At 52.4% G+C, this 17,977-nt stretch carries 24 protein-coding genes, 1 tRNA gene and 3 pseudogenes; 21 read left to right on the top strand and 7 right to left on the bottom strand.

The genetic code is table 11. The features are described from left to right. Positions 1–28: 28 nt before the first annotated feature. Positions 29–104, bottom strand: a tRNA-Ile gene (locus ACMGGQ_RS23180). 157 nt (positions 105–261) lie between these two features. Between ACMGGQ_RS23180 and ACMGGQ_RS23175 the strand changes: the two are divergent. Next, positions 262–1,436 (top strand): annotated as a pseudogene (locus ACMGGQ_RS23175) (IS3 family transposase). A gap of 52 nt (positions 1,437–1,488) precedes the next feature. On the opposite strand, the gene ACMGGQ_RS23170 reads toward ACMGGQ_RS23175, so the two are convergent. From ACMGGQ_RS23170 to ACMGGQ_RS23160, 3 genes are all read right to left on the bottom strand, one after another. Beyond that, positions 1,489–2,094 carry a hypothetical protein gene (locus ACMGGQ_RS23170; protein ID WP_420290686.1) on the bottom strand — a complete coding sequence of 202 codons (606 nt, stop codon included), beginning with the start codon at positions 2,092–2,094 and terminating at the stop codon, positions 1,489–1,491. 216 nt (positions 2,095–2,310) lie between these two features. Further along, positions 2,311–2,661, bottom strand: a complete 351-nt coding sequence (locus tag ACMGGQ_RS23165; protein ID WP_420290613.1) for a ddrA — start codon at positions 2,659–2,661, stop codon at positions 2,311–2,313. After that, positions 2,658–3,113 carry a hypothetical protein gene (locus ACMGGQ_RS23160; RefSeq protein ID WP_420290612.1) on the bottom strand — a complete coding sequence of 152 codons (456 nt, stop codon included), beginning with the start codon at positions 3,111–3,113 and terminating at the stop codon, positions 2,658–2,660. Before ACMGGQ_RS23160 ends, ACMGGQ_RS23165 begins: the two co-directional genes overlap by 4 nt. Before the next feature lie 335 nt (positions 3,114–3,448). Here ACMGGQ_RS23160 and ACMGGQ_RS23155 point away from each other — a divergent pair, with 335 nt between their 5' ends. After that, positions 3,449–4,213, top strand: coding sequence for an antirestriction protein (locus ACMGGQ_RS23155; protein WP_420290611.1), 765 nt, complete (start codon positions 3,449–3,451; stop codon positions 4,211–4,213). A gap of 53 nt (positions 4,214–4,266) precedes the next feature. Further along, positions 4,267–4,560, top strand: a complete 294-nt coding sequence (locus ACMGGQ_RS23150; RefSeq protein WP_248223462.1) for a DUF5983 family protein — start codon at positions 4,267–4,269, stop codon at positions 4,558–4,560. A gap of 43 nt (positions 4,561–4,603) precedes the next feature. On the opposite strand, the gene ACMGGQ_RS23145 is transcribed toward ACMGGQ_RS23150, so the two are convergent. Continuing rightward, on the bottom strand, positions 4,604–5,059 hold the full coding sequence (locus ACMGGQ_RS23145) for a transglycosylase SLT domain-containing protein (protein WP_248223464.1): 456 nt from the start codon (positions 5,057–5,059) through the stop codon (positions 4,604–4,606). Between the two features lie 478 nt (positions 5,060–5,537). Between ACMGGQ_RS23145 and traM the strand changes: the two genes are divergently transcribed. The 15 genes and pseudogenes from traM (at position 5,538) to ACMGGQ_RS23070 (ending at position 15,480) form a co-directional block, all read left to right on the top strand. Continuing rightward, positions 5,538–5,915: a conjugal transfer relaxosome DNA-binding protein TraM gene (traM, locus tag ACMGGQ_RS23140; RefSeq protein ID WP_420290610.1), complete on the top strand. Its 378-nt coding sequence runs from the start codon at positions 5,538–5,540 to the stop codon at positions 5,913–5,915. 397 nt (positions 5,916–6,312) lie between these two features. Then, a complete protein-coding gene (locus ACMGGQ_RS23135; protein ID WP_420290609.1) occupies positions 6,313–6,579 on the top strand; it encodes a helix-turn-helix transcriptional regulator in 267 nt (88 codons plus the stop codon). 235 nt (positions 6,580–6,814) lie between these two features. Beyond that, on the top strand, positions 6,815–7,024 hold the full coding sequence (locus ACMGGQ_RS23130; RefSeq protein ID WP_420290608.1) for a hypothetical protein: 210 nt from the start codon (positions 6,815–6,817) through the stop codon (positions 7,022–7,024). Between the two features lie 127 nt (positions 7,025–7,151). Continuing rightward, positions 7,152–7,493, top strand: coding sequence for a type IV conjugative transfer system pilin TraA (gene traA / locus ACMGGQ_RS23125; protein WP_420290607.1), 342 nt, complete (start codon positions 7,152–7,154; stop codon positions 7,491–7,493). 3 nt (positions 7,494–7,496) lie between these two features. Next, positions 7,497–7,802, top strand: coding sequence for a type IV conjugative transfer system protein TraL (gene traL, locus ACMGGQ_RS23120; protein WP_129036198.1), 306 nt, complete (start codon positions 7,497–7,499; stop codon positions 7,800–7,802). A 14-nt stretch (positions 7,803–7,816) separates the two neighbouring features. After that, a complete protein-coding gene (gene traE / locus ACMGGQ_RS23115) occupies positions 7,817–8,380 on the top strand; it encodes a type IV conjugative transfer system protein TraE (protein ID WP_420290606.1) in 564 nt (187 codons plus the stop codon). Continuing rightward, positions 8,370–9,104: a type-F conjugative transfer system secretin TraK gene (gene traK / locus ACMGGQ_RS23110; protein WP_420290605.1), complete on the top strand. Its 735-nt coding sequence runs from the start codon at positions 8,370–8,372 to the stop codon at positions 9,102–9,104. Before traE ends, traK begins: the two co-directional genes overlap by 11 nt. Then, on the top strand, positions 9,104–10,474 hold the full coding sequence (traB, locus tag ACMGGQ_RS23105; protein WP_420290604.1) for an F-type conjugal transfer pilus assembly protein TraB: 1,371 nt from the start codon (positions 9,104–9,106) through the stop codon (positions 10,472–10,474). The genes traK and traB overlap by 1 nt, the downstream gene beginning before the upstream one ends. A 111-nt stretch (positions 10,475–10,585) precedes the next feature. Further along, positions 10,586–10,849: a TraR/DksA family transcriptional regulator gene (locus ACMGGQ_RS23100; protein WP_420290603.1), complete on the top strand. Its 264-nt coding sequence runs from the start codon at positions 10,586–10,588 to the stop codon at positions 10,847–10,849. Continuing rightward, on the top strand, positions 10,849–11,310 hold the full coding sequence (locus ACMGGQ_RS23095; RefSeq protein ID WP_248223495.1) for a hypothetical protein: 462 nt from the start codon (positions 10,849–10,851) through the stop codon (positions 11,308–11,310). Before ACMGGQ_RS23100 ends, ACMGGQ_RS23095 begins: the two co-directional genes overlap by 1 nt. Positions 11,311–11,388: 78 nt before the next feature. Continuing rightward, a complete protein-coding gene (locus ACMGGQ_RS23090) occupies positions 11,389–11,862 on the top strand; it encodes a hypothetical protein (protein WP_420290602.1) in 474 nt (157 codons plus the stop codon). Positions 11,863–11,927: 65 nt separating this feature from the next. After that, positions 11,928–12,407, top strand: a complete 480-nt coding sequence (traV, locus tag ACMGGQ_RS23085; protein WP_420290601.1) for a type IV conjugative transfer system lipoprotein TraV — start codon at positions 11,928–11,930, stop codon at positions 12,405–12,407. Positions 12,408–12,415: 8 nt separating this feature from the next. Further along, positions 12,416–15,014: pseudogene (gene traC / locus ACMGGQ_RS23080) on the top strand (type IV secretion system protein TraC). A 29-nt stretch (positions 15,015–15,043) separates the two neighbouring features. After that, positions 15,044–15,295, top strand: a complete 252-nt coding sequence (locus tag ACMGGQ_RS23075) for a hypothetical protein (RefSeq protein WP_420290600.1) — start codon at positions 15,044–15,046, stop codon at positions 15,293–15,295. Positions 15,296–15,351: 56 nt separating this feature from the next. After that, positions 15,352–15,480, top strand: a complete 129-nt coding sequence (locus tag ACMGGQ_RS23070; protein ID WP_420290599.1) for a TrbI F-type domain-containing protein — start codon at positions 15,352–15,354, stop codon at positions 15,478–15,480. Here the strand turns inward: ACMGGQ_RS23070 and ACMGGQ_RS23065 are convergent. Both ACMGGQ_RS23065 and ACMGGQ_RS23060 read right to left on the bottom strand, forming a co-directional pair. Beyond that, entirely contained in the window at positions 15,477–15,788 is a 312-nt protein-coding gene (locus ACMGGQ_RS23065) for a CcdB family protein (protein WP_196351418.1), read from the bottom strand. The genes ACMGGQ_RS23070 and ACMGGQ_RS23065 overlap by 4 nt on opposite strands. Beyond that, positions 15,712–16,035 (bottom strand): type II toxin-antitoxin system CcdA family antitoxin, encoded by a 324-nt coding sequence (locus ACMGGQ_RS23060; RefSeq protein WP_420290598.1) that lies wholly within the window; start codon positions 16,033–16,035, stop codon positions 15,712–15,714. The genes ACMGGQ_RS23065 and ACMGGQ_RS23060 overlap by 77 nt, the downstream gene beginning before the upstream one ends. Positions 16,036–16,106: 71 nt before the next feature. Between ACMGGQ_RS23060 and traW the strand changes: the two are divergent. From traW to ACMGGQ_RS23045, 3 genes and pseudogenes are all read left to right on the top strand, one after another. Next, positions 16,107–16,780 (top strand): annotated as a pseudogene (gene traW, locus ACMGGQ_RS23055) (type-F conjugative transfer system protein TraW). Next, the gene (gene traU / locus ACMGGQ_RS23050) at positions 16,777–17,769 is read left to right on the top strand and encodes a conjugal transfer pilus assembly protein TraU (RefSeq protein ID WP_420290593.1); all 993 of its coding nucleotides are present in this window, start codon (positions 16,777–16,779) and stop codon (positions 17,767–17,769) included. The pseudogene traW and the gene traU overlap by 4 nt, the downstream one beginning before the upstream one ends. Positions 17,770–17,779: 10 nt before the next feature. Next, positions 17,780–17,977 (top strand): hypothetical protein (locus ACMGGQ_RS23045; protein ID WP_420290597.1); only part of this gene is annotated, 198 nt, incomplete at its 3' end.

The raw sequence follows: 17,977 nt of genomic DNA, 5'->3' as shown, positions 1-17,977 counted from the left end.
GTTATGCATTGGCCGCTGTTAAGGATGATGGTGGCTCCTGCCGGGTTCGAACCGGCGACCTATCAATTATGAGTCGACAGCTCTAACCACTGAGCTAAGGGGCCTTATAAGAAGATGGCAAAACTCCCTTTGTCTGGGGATCTACTTCATTTCTGTTTCGACAGGGCCGACGACAGAAGGCAAACCACGCTGACATGCTCCCCGTTGATTAACACACGCCGATGTTAGTAATGTCTTCATAAGCTACATGAGGACATCCCCATGAAGAATCGTTTTTCCGACGAACAGATCATCAGTATTCTCCGCGAAGCGGAAGCCGGGGTTTCTGCCCGGGAGCTCTGTCGTAAGCATGCCATTTCCGATGCCACTTTCTACACCTGGCGCAAGAAGTTTGGTGGCATGGAACTTCCTGAGGTAAAGCGACTTAAGTCGCTTGAAGAGGAGAACTCCCGCCTCAAGAAGCTGCTTGCCGAAGCCATGCTGGATAAGGAGGCGCTTTAGGTGGCTCTTGGGCGAAAATACTGACGACAGGCCAAAAGCGGGAAGCCGTGGTGTTGATGTGTGATGCGACCGGTCTGTCGCAACGTCGTGCCTGCAGACTTACAGGTTTGTCCCTGTCGACCTGCCGTTATGACGCTCAGCGTCCATCTGCTGATGCACATTTATCAGGGCGTATCACTGAACTGGCGCTTGAACGCAGACGTTTTGGTTACCGGCGCATCTGGCAGCTACTGCGTCGGGAGGGCCTTCACGTCAATCACAAGCGGGTATACCGCATTTACCACCTTAATGGACTGAGCGTAAAACGCAGACGACGCCGTAAAGGGCTGGCGACCGAACGGTTTCCGCTTCTACGTCCGGATGCGCCGAACCTGACATGGTCGATGGATTTCGTTATGGACGCACTGGCAAACGGTCTCAGGCTCAAGTGCCTTACCTGTGTGGATGATTTCACGAAGGAGTGTCTGACGATCACCGCTGCTTTCGGTATTTCAGGCGTTCAGGTCACGCGTATTCTGGACAGTATCGCGTTGTTTCGCGGTTATCCGGCTACGATATGAACCGATCAGGGCCCGGAATTTACCTGCCGCGCGCTCGATCAATGGGCTTTTGAGCATGGAGTGGAACTACGGCTTATCCAGCCGGGCAAGCCGACACAGAACGGATTTATTGAGAGCTTTAACGGCCGATTCAGAGATGAATGCCTGAACGAGCACTGGTTCAGCGATATCGTTCACGCCAGGAAAATCATTAACGACTGGCGGCAGGATTATCACGAGTGCCGTCCACATTCATCGCTGGATTGCCAGACGCCAGCTGAATTTGCAGCGGACTGGCGAAACGGGAAATATGAAGAAAAACCAACTGACATTACTAACAGAAGGTTGTATCTAATCTTGGGGGCAGGTCAGGGAGTATGTGATTTGAGGGGGTAGAAACAAAAATGGCCCCCATTGTGGGAGCCACTTATTCAAAGCCAGCGACGAGTTAAGCTGCTACCGCGTTGCTTTTATTGCGGGACTCAGCAACGAGCACTACGCCGTGCTTACTGATGTCTGGGTGTTCACTCCAGATCTCAGACTCTGGGATGCTCTTGCCATCATACTCAATACGGTCGCCGTCAAATGGCAGATATCGCGCAGAGTCAGTATCAAGGATGAAGACTACCAGGTCTTTAGATTGGCGAGCAATGTGTTGCCAAAGGGCTTTACCGCCAGCATATTGCTCATTATCGCTAAGCAGGGTCATATCTGCTTCAATGGCGACAGTCTCGTAAACGAACGTGGCCAAGCCGACGTCTCGCATTGCACCATCTACTACAACGCCTTCAATCTGGGCCACATCGCAATCTTCCCAGAACTTTTTAACCAGAACGCCTTCAAGCTGTGGACGGCGCTGAAGTTCTAAGGTAGCTACGACTTTGTGACGCAATTCATCGTTAACGATAGAAGGAGTTGCTTCGATAACTGCTGCGAATGGAGTTTTTCTGTCAAACAGTACCTGGTACAGGGTATCCTGTATGGTTACTTCTTTCAGAACTTCAAACCTACGTGCAACAGCGCTAGGAGAAAACGTCATAGGCATTACTGGCATATTTGAGTCCCCCCTTAACAGTACAGGCATGAATGCGTCCTTGTATAATAGTAGTAGTAAATTATGAATCTTTATCTATGTGCTAAAAATAGTACCATATTCTTCGAATAAACAATACTTAACTACATCAATAAGCATCATCAGACATCATCTAGCCTCAAGTTGCCACAACATTCGTGGATGCAGCTGACAGGAGGCCCCGGATGGGGCCTATCTTCAAAGCGCGAAACCACTATCCTCAATCCAGTTCTCGGATTGTTCCTTAACTTCATCCAAGGTAAGGAATTGCCCCACAAACTCCGACAAGTTTCGTAACGTCTCCAGGAACGCGGAATGTGACTGCTTGATAAAGGCTCCAGCCAAAAAGTCGGTGACGATTTGAGGAACAACAGCTGGTGAATCAGGTACCGGTTCTACTGCCGCTGCGCCATACCCTAATAGCTCCATCACCTGTTCTATTTCGTCGTTTAGATCAAGCAGAGCCAGGCCATTTGCGGACGTCGCGCTGACAATCAGCTCATCCAGCTTATCGGTAAGGTCAAGGCGTTCAAGTGCGCTTAATCTCACGCTACACCTCCGTTCCTCTGGATCGCTACCAGCAGATCAGATAGATGCCGTGCAGCGGAATTAACCAGACTTTCATTTTCTTCGAACCGACCAGCATTCTGCAGTGAAGAAACCGCGCTACGTACCTGGCAGCGGGCTTCGGGGAGTTGTCCCATATCACTGGACTCCAGAGCCAAGATGGATTTCAGTAACTGAATGGCCTGGTTAGCTTCATTGTCTGCCTCTGATGGTCCAGGTGCTGGCTCCGGCTCAGGTACAGGTTCGCTTACAGTTTTTTCTGCCAATGCATTTACGATTTTCTTCATCATCAACGCTTCGGCTGCGCCTTTAGGGAACGCTATCATCTCCATCTCTTTTCTGAACCTTGAGCGCGCCGTTTTTTCAAATGTACCCTTGTTTTCTTCCGACATCTGAAGGTATTCAGCGGCATATGTATATAAATCTTTGTCCACGAACTCCCAGGCTATATCAGGGTATTCGCTTTCAGCTGGAAGATACTTGAGCTCAAACTGACGTTTCTCCTCATCGTTAAGCTGGCAATTATAGGTAATGACACCGTGACGTGCGTAGTCATGATATGGAGTGCCTTCATCATGCCGTGGCAGTACAGCTGACCCTCTGGTACCGCACTAATGCCAGCTGGGCGATTAACAAGCGCATATTTATACCCACCTACTTCTACATCTGGGTCCGGTTCAGTAGGTTCAACCAGTTGCGGTTCAGATGAAGGTTTCCGCAACGAACTCACCGGGAGATGGAAACATCACCAGAAAAGGAGAAAACCAGAATGCACACACCAGACAATAAAACCGCCGCTGCTGAATCTGCCAAAAGATGCGATGAAAACACGGAAGCAATAACGCCGGTTCAGTTTGCCGATTTGGTTTGCTATATCCTCGCCTGTGCTGAAAATCAGACGCAGCCTGAATATTTCACGCTTCCTGAAAGTGCAGAGTCTTTTAGCATGAGCAGTGAAACTGATAATTCATCAGTAAAAGTCTGGACGGTAAAAGGCTTGCCGCTGGCAATTCAGGATAACACTGGCCAGTTTATCTGTGTGCTGTCAGGTGAGCCTGCCAGTAAAAAACCAGAACTGCGCCTTATCGTGCCGGATGAAAACCGGTTGCGTTATATCCCTGAACTGTTTTTTTCTCCGGTGGGTGAAAGTATGATCATGGACTGGCTGACCCGACACTCAGATTATGAGGGTGGTTACTGGAATTATTTTGTTATACCTGAAGGGAGTGAGGGTGAAACTTCACTTCATAAAGCCGTCAGGTTGAAAACGACCGGGTACATTGCGCCTGATTTTGACGACACATACAAGATTTGTGTGCTGGGTAATTATTTTGAAGGGGAGGTCAGTGCTGATGCTGCCGGAATAATAGCGACTCTGATGATACTGAATTCACTTTCATGGAAAGCCTCAGCGATGGGAGAGAAATATGCCAGAACATGCCAGTTACTGGTCGAACGTCAGGATGCGCTGAAGGATTATATCAGCATCATAAAACATCCTGAGGCTCTTCTGATTTTTCGCGCTATCGATTAAATACCATTACGCCACGTTGGTGGCGTTTTCACATTTCATGGAGGAACATCACAATGATGATGAAACTGATTTTCTGTTCAACGGCACATCTAGAAAAACAGGATGCGTTCACCCTGAAAGATATTGCGTCAGGAGGGGAAAGTATTCCGTGGGTGTTCGATGCGACATACGGTTATATTCCGGATATCGGCAGTATGCATCATCCGCTTCTGAGAATGAAACAGGCCGGACTGTCGAAATCTCTGCGGAAATTTGTGTATCACATGCAGCGAAAATATAACGCGATGTATATTCATTTTGACTGTGATACAAATCCGGTGGAGGGAGAGGAAACCTTCGACTGGTGATCTGACTGGCACGACAATCTGGCTGATACGGTCAGCCAGATTGTTAAGATGATGCATTACTCCGCTTTATCCCGTCATACATCTGCCTGACTTCTTCAGCATATTCAAGCCGCTTAGCTTCCTGCGTCGGATCATCTTTAAACCCGGCATTGTATGCGCCAACGGCCCGCCATGAGTAACCCCAGCGTTTAAACGCGATCGCCAGATAGTACGCGCCCGTATAAATATTCATACATACATCATTTTTTAAATGCTCCGGCGTGATCCCGAACTGCGACAGGTGATTAAAGTTCTGAGAATGGATCTGCATTCTGCCTATTGCGTAACTGTCTGGCGAAACGTAGTTGAGGGCGTTATCCCGCCATGATGATTCCCGGAATGAAATCGCACGCAGCAGGTCCGGTTCAATTTTATAATCCCGTCCTGCCAGGTCGTAACAGTCAGCAACAGCCCAGAACGGCAACACCAAAACCAGCAGTAAAATAGCCCTGACAGTCATCCCTGATATTCTCCATTTTATCCAGAAACTCGCCTGTCGGCCATGTTACCCAAAAACAGGTCAGCCCGAAATACCCCTAGCCGAATGATGACCGCTATTACCACTAGCCTGCTCTTTAGCCCCCAAACCCCACACCCGTCGCAAGATTTCATCTTGCATGATACGCGTTTAACTTCATTTACTTATGTGAAATTTGTGCGTGTTTATATTTGAGTTCTAAGCGGGATAGATTCTCCAACGACTCCTGATGGAGTCCCGTTAGGGTCGCCATGGATTCGTAAACGACTCTTTATTTTCAGTCAGTTAGTTAGAAAGATTGGGGTCTGGAATAGAATCCTAAAATTGAAAAAAATGGATTCCTTTTGACCTGTGTCACGACTCCATCTTTAGAAACCTGGAATCTATAGTGACTCTCCAGGTTTTTATTTTCCTGAGATATTTATTTCGTTAATTTCGAACCGTCAATAAGGAATTTCATATGCCAAAAATTCAGGTTTACGTCAATAACGCCGCACTGGATAAGATAAATGACATTGTGGAAGAAAAGCGCCAGGGTGGGGCGAGCATACAGGATGCGAGTATATCCAGTACGGCCTCAATGCTGATTGAACTGGGAATTCGGGTGTACTGTATTCAGCTTGAACGGGGCAAGGGCGGATTCAATCAGGCTGAATTTAACCGAACCATGCTGGAATATATGGTTAAAACTAACAGTATATCAAACGAGTTACTGAAGCTGTCGGTGAAAGGGAATCTGACAGTGGAGGAACTTCAGCAGATGAAATTACGAATTCGTGACCATGCGGCAACGGAAGTAGAGCGGTTTTATCCGCGTCTGGAAGACGATGCTGAGTGACAGGGTGTTATTTGAAGCTGGAATATGTCACTTTTTGTGATTTGAAATATTTTAACTTAGAATTCCTTGATGCATTAAGTTTAAGAAATTAGTTCTTCATATCTTTTGATTGTTTAGGTGTTGTTGATGTTGGTGATGAGCGAAAATGAATGAGGTGATGAACATCAAGTTTTGGATGAGTGGTATTGTAAAGGCAGGTGATATTTCGTTTTGAAATATAGCAATCACGTACGTGTTTAGTATAATGCATTTGACTTTAGTGAAACCAAAAGGAGAGTAATATTAAAGGGAAACATAAAGTATGATATTTAATATCTAAGAAGACGCGGTAGTAAGGGCGGCAACCCTCACTACCGCTGACCACCAATAACCTATCGGATAAAATAGTGAGGTTAAGATGGCTATCATCGATCCTAGCGAGCTAGTAGTTTTAAGCAAGTACTTTCCTGGCTTAACTGACAACAAGTTAGCAATTTTCCTTTTGTTTGGTTATGGGTTAACCAAAAAGGAGATAGCAGCAGACCTTGAGATCAACGAGCGTACTGTGACCAGGGCGTTGAATGACATGGTTGAGCAGTACGGCATATCTAACCCTGATATGCTACGAGTCATCGCCGGGAACAAACTTAAACTTATCCTTCTGACGTATTTGATAAGGCGATAAAACGGAAGTTATAGCAAGCCCCATTCACAAGAATGGGGCTTTTTTGTATGTGACCTAGGTCACTAACTTTTCTTGATAAAAGTCAAATGACTGTCCAAAGGTTTTACTAATAATCTAGGGTTTATTTCTATATATCATCGAGTTACGGTCTTTACAATTTGTCCAAACATGGACAGGTCAGCTCCATTTTTTTAGTGCATAATATTCATAAAATCAATGAGATGAAGGAGCTACAGTGATAGATCTTGAAGCTTTAAAGAAAATCCCTAGAGGCAAACGTATTTCTGTCTATCTTGAGGGGTATGTATATAACGATCTGAAGTCAAGAGCGGCTAAATCCGGAAGGCGAATAGGAAAAGAATTAGCATTGCGTATTGAAGATCATTTAGATATGAAGGCAACTATGATTGATCCAAATGTATATGTTCGTAATGAAAGTGATTGATAAAATCTTTAATTAGCAATGAGGATAAAGGCAAATCTACAGCTTCAGAATTCTGTTTAGGTTTCTGAGTCGGTATGACTTTGTCTGCCGCTTTTGAAAATTTAAAATCCGTTAAAGAGGAATTATCATGAAATTGGCTTCAATGTCCAAAGGGATTCGTGCGTCTTCAAATAAGGCAATGGATTATCTGAAGGCAGCGTTTCGTCGTCATAAAGCATCCATTGCGATGATGGCAATCATGGCTGCTGCGCCGTCTGTTGCGAATGCCGCTGGTAGCGATTTACTGGCTGGAGGCAAAGATGATGTTGTTGCTACCTTCGGCGCCGATTCGCTTGTGCTGATGTGCGTTATTATTGCTGAGATTATTGTCAGTATCGGTATGTACATTAAGACCAAGAACCTGATGGTTCTGATGGGTCTCGCGGTTGTCATTATTTTCACCACCGTTGGCTTCTCTTATGTGAGTTAAACAATGGAGGGGAACCATTTAGATAAATACCGTTTCCCTAAAACACTGTCTGAGCAGACCCGTATTCTGGGTCTGCCTCTTGATGAATTTATTCCCGCAGCTGTCTTTGGCGGGATTTTAATGCTCAACAAGAGCTACATGTTCGGCATGGTTGTCGCCGTCGTGTTGTGGCAGTTAATTCGAACAGCGAAACGCGGAAAGAGCAGTAAATGGCTTTATAACTGGTGCTACTGGTATTTGCCCATCGAGCTGCTGCGCGTCGTTTACAAACTTATTCCTGATTCGAGTTACCGGAAATGGATTAAATAGCGGCAGGGACCCTTATGCATATTACGGCCCGTAATAACACCACCCGACTGGTGTCCTTCATTATCGGCGGTCTTATCCTCCTCATCTTTATTCTGGCTGTGGCCGTGGCGCGTCTGGCGTTCACCAATATCGATCTTGTTCACAAGCGTCCGGTGATTGTGACGCCGATGCAGTACAACGCGCCGTTCTCTGTCTCAGAAAATCAGGCTGATGCGGACTACCTTCGCATGATGACCCTGTCATTCCTGGCTCTGCGCCTTAACGTGTCCCCGGAAACCGTGGACATGAACCACGCGTTTCTTCTCTCCTACGTCAAAACGGAAACCCTTCAGAACTTCACCAGCGTTCTGGATGATGAGTCAAAGCGTATCAAGGACAACAGCGTTAACTCCGCGTTCTACCAGACCGACATTACCGTTTATCCGGCAAGTGGTCGCGTGGATATTCGCGGCGTGCTGAAAACATGGATTGGTACCGCGCGGCCTGACACAGAAATCAAGCAGTTCCGTCTTGACCTGGAATACCACAACGGGCTGACCCGCATTGCCCGCTTCGTGGAGGTCGACAATGAAAAATAACCTGATGGCGGTCTGTGTCGCCACCGCACTGAGCGTTGCCCTGCCTGTGCAGGCCAGCGCCAGCGCGGTACCGGCCGGCACGCTGACCCTACCTCAGAACGGACAGTTCACGCTGTCCGTCAGTTCCACCAACCCCAACATGATCCACATCCCGGGGGACGTCGTGTCGGCTATTTCTGGTCCGGCAGGTTCGCTATCTGATAAGCGTCTTACCTCATCCGGTGCCGTGGTCTTCACGGCAGTAGCCGATAAGCCCTTCACCTTCTACGTCGAGACCCGCAAGGGACAGACCTTCCCCGTTGCCGCCACGCCGGTGAAAGGGCAGGGGAAAGTCTATCGCCTGATTGGGGATATGCCTGTCAGTACGCCTGAGGCGAAAGTCTGGGAAACTGCCCAGCCATACGAATCGCTGCTGCTGTCGCTGAACAACCAGGCGATGAAGTCAGTCCTGCCTGACGGGTATACCCCCGTGAAGCCCGATGCTTCCGGTATCGCCGTACCGGCCCGCCTGCAGGCCGTTGCCGAACAGGCATGGACGGGCCACGCGCTGCGTATTGACCGCATTCGCATCACCAATCCCCACAGCTACGGCGTGAAGCTGCGTGAGCAGGACTTCTGGAAGCCGGGCGTACGCTCCGTGATGTTTGACAGCCAGGCCAGCACGCTGATGGCGGGAGCCACGTTGCGCGTCTTCATCATTCGTGACGCGGGGGGACAGTCCTGATGGCCAACGTGAATAAGGCTGTGCGCAAAAAGCAGGTGGCGCTCCTGGTGGCGATTGCGCTGGGGATGGGCGCCAGCGGTGCCGGGGCCTGGTACCTGTCCACGATGAGTGCGAAAAAAACGAAGGCGGTACAGGCTCCGCGCGAGCCTGCGCCGGACATGACCGGCGTGGTGAACCACACCTTTGACGGTAAGGTGCAGAAGTCTGCCATCGCTGAGGCGCAGAACCTCAACAAGCAAACGCAGAAGGAGCTGAAAAGTCTGCGCGCGGAGATGCAGACCCTGTCGAAGGACCTCAAAAGCAGCCAGGCACGCATCGGGGAACTGGAGGGCGACAACAAGCTGCTGCAGACCCAACTTGAGGAGTACGGCAAAACGTCGGAACAGGGCATTAACGGCGAGCCGTTCCCTGGCGGCACGCGCGCCGGCATGCAGTCCGGCAGTGGTGCAGTTCCACCACCTACAACGTTCTGGCCAGCCGGTAATCACTCAACGGGACAGCCCGGCGCACCTGTCTATACGCCTGTTATACGCGAGGGCGCGATGGACATCACTGCATTTGACAGCCCCGAAGACCTGATCGCTAAGCCTAAGTTTCCTTGGATACATTCCGGCAGCTTCGCGGAAGCCATCGTCATTGAAGGAGCAGATGCCAACGCGTCCGTGACCGGTAACAAAAACACCGTCCCGATGCAAATCCGCCTGACCGGCAAGGTGCAGATGCCGAACGACGGGGAGTACGACCTGCGAGGGTGCTTTGTCACGCTCGAAGCCTACGGCGACGTCTCCAGCGAGCGTGCTGAAGTGCGCACCCGCTCCATCAGCTGCCAGATGGGTGAGGACACCATTGACCAGAAGATTGCTGGACACGTCGGCTTTATGGGCAAGAACGGCATCAAGGGGGAGGTGGTGATGCGTAACGGCCAGATCCTGCTTTATGCCGGTGGGGCGGGCTTTATCGACGGTATCGGGAAGGGGATCGAAAGCGCCTCGTCCACCTCCGTGGGCATCGGGGCGACCGCCAGTCCGGGCGTGGGCGACATTATCGGGGCCGGGGTCGGTGGGGGAACCGGCTCCGCCGCCAAAACCCTGTCTGACTACTACATCAAACGCGCCGAGCAGTATCACCCGGTCATTCCTATTGGCGCAGGTAATGAAGTGACGCTCGTGTTCCAGGACGGTTTCCAGCTGGAGAGCGTACAGGAACTGGCGGCGAAGAAGGCTAAACGCTCTTCTTCTCAGCAGACCGCGCAACCGGCTGCACCACGTCAGCCGGCTCTGCAGTCATCCACCACTGAAATGCTGAAAAGCCTCGGCGACTTCCGCCTGGGGGACGCCGTTGCGCCCGTTCCCGGCGCTGAAGAGCAGTAAACCCTCACCCGGCTGCGGGTTGCAGCCACCACAATCCGGAGCGGTCGGTGCCCTGAAAGACGTGAAAGGGATGGGCGGTAGCGTGTCCGGACGCATCAGAAGGAAGAGAGTATGTCGGATGTACTGGACAAGATGCAGGAGCGCATGGCGCTCCTCGACGAAATACAGGCGCAGGCGTTACTGGCATCTGCGCAGAAGCGTACCGGCGAGAGCGCCCGCGAATGCGGGTGCGGTAATGCCATCCCGGAAAAGCGCCGCCTGGCGCTGCCGGGCGTGACCACCTGTGTGGACTGTCAGGCCGCGCGGGAGAAGGGGCTGAAATGCATGGGGTTCAGCCTGACCCGGCGACTGGCTGGTTTTACCGGAGGGCAGTGATGAAAGCCTCTCTGGTTCGTCATATTGAGTCTTATGGGCACGAAGATTTGCTTAACCTGCGCCGTAATCTTGAACAACTTCGGGCTGAACTGCTGTATCGCATCAGCCATCGACATATGCCGCTGCCGCGTCAGCAGCTGGCGCTGCAGTGCGGTGCGTTCGCCGGGATTGTCACCGTTGCCGTCAGTGCGCCATTGCTGGTTTGCGTGGGCGCCACTCTGGCGGCTGTCGGGCTGGTACTGCGTTACTCCTCCCGTCCGGCAAACCGCCTGGACTGGATGCTGGCGCTGATAACCTCTATGGATATCCCCGTTGGCGGCTATATGGAAATCTATCGCGACCCGGCCATGCTGGCTCACCCTTATCCCGAAGAAGCCCTGGCGCACTGTATCGTCCAGGAGCTGATGCTCATTCAGGACCTGCTTGAGAAAAAGAGCGCTCCGACTGCCTTTACGGCATAAGCGCACCCTTATCTTTCCGGCTTCACATTATGACTGATCAGAGCAAACCACCATTTAACCGACAGGAGGAAAATCAGAGTGTCACGTGAAAGCGAGCTGAGGCTCATCGAAAGGGATCTGGTGCGATGGCAGGCCGGTAAAAAACCATTCCGGCGTGGACTGGTGTACTTCTTGATTGTCAGCTTCATCTGTTTATTTGCAGTGACGTTATATCTGTCAGATGTCTTTTCCTCAGAGGAGGCGTTGATCATTTCGGCTGTCTGTAGCGTTGCCGGCAGTGTGGTAGCCCGGTGCGTAATGTCAGGGATACCAGCGACATGGGCGGGACGAATCAACGCCAGGCTTAAGGGGTATCAGCCACATGACAAGGGTGCATTCGAAACGCTTTGCAGGACAGTGAACGGAAAGAAAGTTATAGAGCCGGTTGACGTTGCGGTATGGCTTGACGCTGAAAAGGAAGCGCTGGCCATTTTCCGGTGCCAACAGGCTGAACGTGAACGTTACAGCTTTACAAGACGGCTGGACGACCCTGAAAAATCCCGTGAAAACTGACGTTCCGGTTTATCCCTCGTCAGTTCTTTACTCGCCATGACCACCCCTCATTCAGGATTTAAAACATGATTAAACCTTACTTAATACTGGCAGGCTGCATCCTGCTTCTGAGCGGCTGCGCGGGCGTTAAAAGTGACTTTGACTGCGATGCCACCACCTCCGACCGCTGTATGACCATGAGCAAGGCCAACCAGCTGGCACGGGATAAAACCGGCAGCGACGCGCCGGGAAAGCCGGCTGCGGGCGCAACGCTTTCCCTGGCTGAACTGCCGCGCACCTTGCCGGTAGTGTCATCCCATAATGTTCCCGCGCAGTCGGTACCCACGACCACGCCACCCGCCATCAAACCGGCGTCATCCGCACCTGTGTATTCCGTGTTACCCGCCTCATCTGCCGGAACGGTTCGCGCGCAGCGGGCCGGTGAGCATATCGCCACCGTCTGGGTGGCACCCTGGGTCGACAGCAGCGATGCCTTTCATCAGCCCGGGCGTATCTCGTTCGTGACCAGTGGTCCGGCGTGGGTCATGCCCGTGCGCATTAACTGAGGTTTACGATGAAAGAGATATTCAACATTCTGAGCAGGCTGGCCTCGGCGGCAAAGGAGAAAGACGGCGCGGCGCAGATGCAGCAGAGCCTGGCCAACATGGACTTCCCGCAGCTGACCAGCGTGCTGCCGTACCGCGACTATGACAAAGAGTCCGGCCTGTTTATTAACCGTAAGACGATCGGGTTCCTGCTGGAGGCCACGCCGCTTATCGGGGCGAACGAGCAGATTGTGCAGGTGCTGGAAGACATGGTGAAAAGCAAGCTCCCGCGCAAAACGCCGATTGCGTTTCACCTTGTATCGTCCAAGGTAATTGGCGAGCAGATGGATGAGGGCCTCTCGCAGTTCCGCTGGGAGGGGGAGCACGCGGAGAAGTTTAACCATATCACCCGCGCCTACTATCAGCGGGCCGCGCAGAAGTCCTTTAACAACCCGCCACGTCTGCCGCTGACGCTGCGCGACTATCGCTTGTATATCTCATACGCGGTTAAGGCGAAGAAAAACAGCGCGTCGGCGATGACCGAAATCACCCACACCATGAAAGTGCTGCGCGCCTCCCTCGATGCGGCGAAAATCTCCACCCAGCCCGCCGACCCGCAGGGCCTGGTTAATCTCGTCAGCTCGATGATCAACCACCGTCACGATCAGCTGTACGCGAAGCCGGTGAAGGTGGGTGAATACGATGAGTTTCACCAGCGCTGTGTTGAGCAGTCGATAGACCTGCAGGTGAAACCAGATCACGTGCTGATTAACCTGAGCAAGCCGGGCGAGAAAGCGCAGACGTCCACCCGGGCCATGAACTTCATGATGGAGCATAACCCGGACATCTTCCTGCTGTGGATGGGCGGGGACAATCTGGCCAACCTGCTGCATCCGGACCTGAGTATCTCCAGCCCGTTTGTAATCACCTTCGTGATGGAGGCGGAAGAGCAGACCGCCTCGCAGGGGGAAGCGACCCGCAAGTATATGGACCGGGACAAGAAGGCGAACTCCGCCTACGCGAAGATGTTCCCGGCCGTAACCAAGCAGGCGCAGGAGTGGAAGGAAATCCGCGAGCGTCTGAACGGAAATGAAACCTGCCTGGTACGTTACTACTTCAACGTGACGGCGTTCTGTCCGGATGAAGATGAAGCTGCGCTGGTCTGCGAGCAGCAGGTCATCAACACCTTCAAGAAGAACGGCATCGAGCTGATTTCACCGGACTATATGCAGTTCCGCAACTGGATAGCCATGCTTCCCTTTATCCATGCCGAAGACCTGTGGGACGACATCAAGATGGGCGGGGCGACCTGTCGCGCTGAAAGTCGTCAGGTCGTCAATCTTGCACCTGTGGTGGCGGATAACCGTCTGTGTCCGGGCGGATTGCTGACACCGTCGTATCGTAACCAGCTGTCGTTTCTGGACATCTACGGCGACGGAATGGGAAATACCAACTACAACATGGCGGTGAGCGGAACCTCCGGGGCAGGGAAGACTAACCTGGTGCAGCCGATTTTACGCAGCGTGCTCGAGTCCGGCGGGATTGGCTGGGTGTTCGATATGGGGGACGGCTACAAGTCCTTCTGTGAGAACGTCGGCGGGGTGTACCTCAAGGGCTCCAACCTCAAGTTCAACCCGTTTGCCAATATCAGCAATATCAACACCTCAGCCGAGCGTATCCGCGACCAGCTGGCCGTGCTGGCCAGCCCCAACGGCAATCTTGATGAGGTGCATCTGGAGCTTCTGCTGGGCGCGGTGAAGCGCGCTTACGACGACCAGAAGCAGAACAAAGCCCGCATTGACGACGTGGTGGTGCAGATGCGTGCGGCGCGTGAAGAGGCCATGCAGCAGAATGCTGCGACAATCGCCAGCCGCCTGGATGAGGTCATCACACTGCTGGGCAAATACTGCCAGGGCGGGGTCTACGGCGACTACTTTAACAGCGATGAACCGTCACTCAGCGACGATGCGCGTTTTGTGGTGCTGGAGCTGGGCGACCTGGACGATAAGCCTGATTTGCTTATCGCGGTGATGTTCTCCCTCATCATATACATAGAAGACAAGATGTACCGCACGCCGCGCAGCATGAAGAAGTGCTGCACCATCGATGAGGGCTGGAAGCTCCTCAACTTCAAAAACGACAAGGTCGGGCAGTTTATCGAGACCGGCTACCGCACGGTGCGCCGCCATATGGGGGCGTTTATCACCATCAGCCAGAACATCAAGGACTTCGATGCGGATGAAGCTTCTGCGGCGGCAAAAGCTGCCTGGGGTAACTCCTCGTTCAAGGTGATCCTCAAGCAGGACGCGTCCGAGTTCAAGGCCTATAACCAGATGGCGCCCCAACCAGTTCAGCGAGATGGAGCGCGACATCATCAGCAAGTTCGGAGATGCGAAACGCCAGTGGTTCAGCTCCTTCATGCTGCGCATTAACGACACCTGCAGCTTTCACCGTCTGTTCGTGGACCCGCTCAGCCGCGCGATGTTCAGCTCGCAGGGTAAGGATTTTGAGTTTATACAGCAGCGTCGGGCAGAGGGCGTCAGCATTCATGACGCGGTGTACGAACTCGCCTGGCGAAACTTCCCGGACGAGATGCGGGAGCTTGAGGAGTGGGAGATGGCGGCATGAGTTACACAGTGAACGAAAAGGACAGGAAAATGGGTAATACAGCATTAACGACCGGACAGTCAGCAGACGATGTGACGTCAGGTAAACCGCCGCTGACCCGCCGTCAAAAGGCAAAGCGCCAGTGTCTGCGCAATCTGGGCCTGGTGGTGCTGGCCGTGACCGCGCTGAATGCGGCAGTGACGTCAGCGATGATTTCGTGGCGGGCGCCGGTCATTGTGTCTTTTGACATGAAGGCGACCATCGACCGGTTTACCGAGCAGGCCACCGGGCGCGTGAACTGAAAGAGGGCGAGCTGGAAGCTCTGACCAGCCGCTTCACCTTCTCGCTGAATAACGCATTGACGGACTATCAGCAACGTCATTCGGCGCTGATTCTGGTTAAACCTGCCGTGGTATCCGGCGTACCGGATATCACCACTGAAATTCAGGGTGATATCAGTCAGCGTATGACTGAATGGACACGTTAGATGCCCGTTATTAGCAGGTCGATGGCACTAACAATCTCAGTATGCAAATGGCTGGCTGTCGCTACCGGAGCCGTTTCCAGGCGTTTGCTCTCAATACTGGTCATCAGATCTGTCAGGATGACGAAGTTATTGCCAGCGATATTCACAACCGGGTGGATTCGTCCTACAGGGATCAAATTTTCTTTAGCTGTCAGCGGTACGACAATTCTGGTGCTCAGCCCCTCAAAGAGGTCATGCTGAAGAGCCATAAAATAGGGATAGTGCTCCCGGCCTTTTCCTTTGTTGCGATAGATATCGAACTGAGCCATCAAATAACACCTTCATCATCAGAAAACAGCCCGGCTTTTTCGATAAAAGCATTATGAGAGGGGCAAATGCAGCCTGATTTTCCTGAAGGAAGCGCTCTCTTCTGGATGCTCTGAGCTTTTCCTGCAGTGCATCTTCAAGTAATGCAGAAAGATTAATGCCGCTTGCTTTTGCCTCACTTAGCAGGCTGGCCGTAATTGTGACATTTGTTCTTTTCTTGACTGTTTGCTGAAGCGTTTGATGTGACATAGAACCCTCTTCAAATATGATTTTTTACACGTATGCAGTTACACACTAATGGTGTGCAACTTAGTGGCGTAATGCAAATCAAAATTTATGGAGCCCATGTGCAACATACTGGAACGATACTTTTCCTGACGGTAATTGCTTTTTCGCCTGTAGTAGCAAAAGACCTCGGAACCTGGGGCGAACTTTACCCCATTGCTGAACAGGACATGCTCACCACCATCAATACCCGCCTGCAGGCGATGCAGGACAGCGGTGAACTGGACATGCAGCAGGAAGCCTATAAAAAGCAGATCATCGAAAAATCCCTGCGCCCCGATCCGGTTGAAGGGCTGACCATTGCCCGCGAGAACCGCACCCACTACATCAATCCGTCGATGACACCGTGGCGGAAGATATGGCCGATCATCAGGGGCGCTTGTTTGCACGCAAGGGGGATGTAATCAACCCGCTGGATACCGTGCCGTTCAACCAGACGCTTTACTTTATCGACGGTGACAATCCTGCCCATCTGGCCTGGATGAAGGCGCAGAAGCCTGACACGATGGTGTACCGCGTCATTCTCGTTAACGGGGATATCCGGGAAGCGACAAAAGCGCTGGGCGAGCGGATCTTCTTCGATCAGAAGGGCTCGATGTCACGCCGCTTTGAGCTCACTGCGGTACCGGCGCGCGTAACCCTGGGGGAAGATAAAAGGTCGCTGCGCGTTGATACCTTTGCGCTGGAGCCGGCGGGAGGGCATCAATGAGAAGGCTGTTCTCCGTTCTTTGTCTGACAGTGTCCGGCCTGCTCTGGTCGTCTGCCACATCCGCCAGCGCTGTGGAGTGCGAGGGTAATTTCGTTAACCCGATCACCGATATCTGCTGGGAGTGCATTTTCCCGGTCACGATTGGTAATGTGGCGGTTGCCTCCGGCTCGCAGCCGGATACGGCGAACCCGTCAAGTCCGATACAGATTTGCCCGATGGGAATCCTGTACCGCGTGGGTATGGCGATGGGGTACTGGGAGCCAATGGCACTGGCGGATGTGACCCGCTCGCCGTACTGCATGGTGAATCTCGGCGGCTTTAACTTGGGCGTGGGCAATGTTGGTACCGGGACGGGGTCGCAGGAGGATGGTGAATCCCCGGGGGCGTTCTATCACGTCCACTGGTACAAATACCCGCTGACATACTGGCTGAATATCATTACCTCTGCGGGCTGTCTGCAGGGCGGCGATCTGGATATCGCGTATCTTTCCGAACTTGATCCGATGTGGAACGACAGCAGCCTCAGCATTATTATCAACCCCGAGGCGGTGCTCTTCAGCAATACGATAGCCCAGGCCGCCTGCGCCGCTGATGCAGCGGCGAGCCTGGTCGGTAAACCGCTGGACGTGCTGTTCTGGTGTGCAGGCTCCCAGGGCTCGATGTACCCGTTTACCGGCTATACCTCCAACGAGTACAGCCCGCTGCAGTCGTCGCTGCTGGTCGCCGAGCGCATGGCCTTCAAGCTGCACCGTGAAGGTCTCATCATGAATTCCATTGGGCAGAACACAGCGGTCTGCTTTGAGTATCCGTCCCCGATTATCCCGAAAGAGCGCTGGCGCTATCAGATGGTGAACAAACACCCTGACGCCGGACAATGCCACCCGGTGGGCCGCAGCGTGATGCGCTGGGAGACCGGACGTAACTTACCTAACGATCGCCGTAACTTCGGCTACCTGTTCTGGCGTAAACGGAACTGCGTTTTTCTCTGAAGGACCACCTATGAAGCGACTCTCCCTGCTTCCGGCCATTGTGCTGGCCGGTTCGGTGTCCGCGTTTGCTGACACAAATTCCGACAACAAGGCCTTTTTTAGCGACATGCTGCAGATGGACCGCGCCCGCCATAGCGCGCTCAGCGCGCCTGATTTTGCCCGTGGCTCGGCATTGACCGGGCAGAGCGCTGATTTTGTCGCAGCGCTC

Origin of the sequence: Enterobacter sp. BNK-13, from assembly GCF_048685015.1 — a bacterium.
In the GTDB taxonomy this organism is placed as follows: domain Bacteria; phylum Pseudomonadota; class Gammaproteobacteria; order Enterobacterales; family Enterobacteriaceae; genus Enterobacter; species Enterobacter quasiroggenkampii.
The sequence above is the reverse complement of the archived record's forward strand: the minus strand, read 5'-3'. Positions and strand labels throughout refer to the sequence as shown.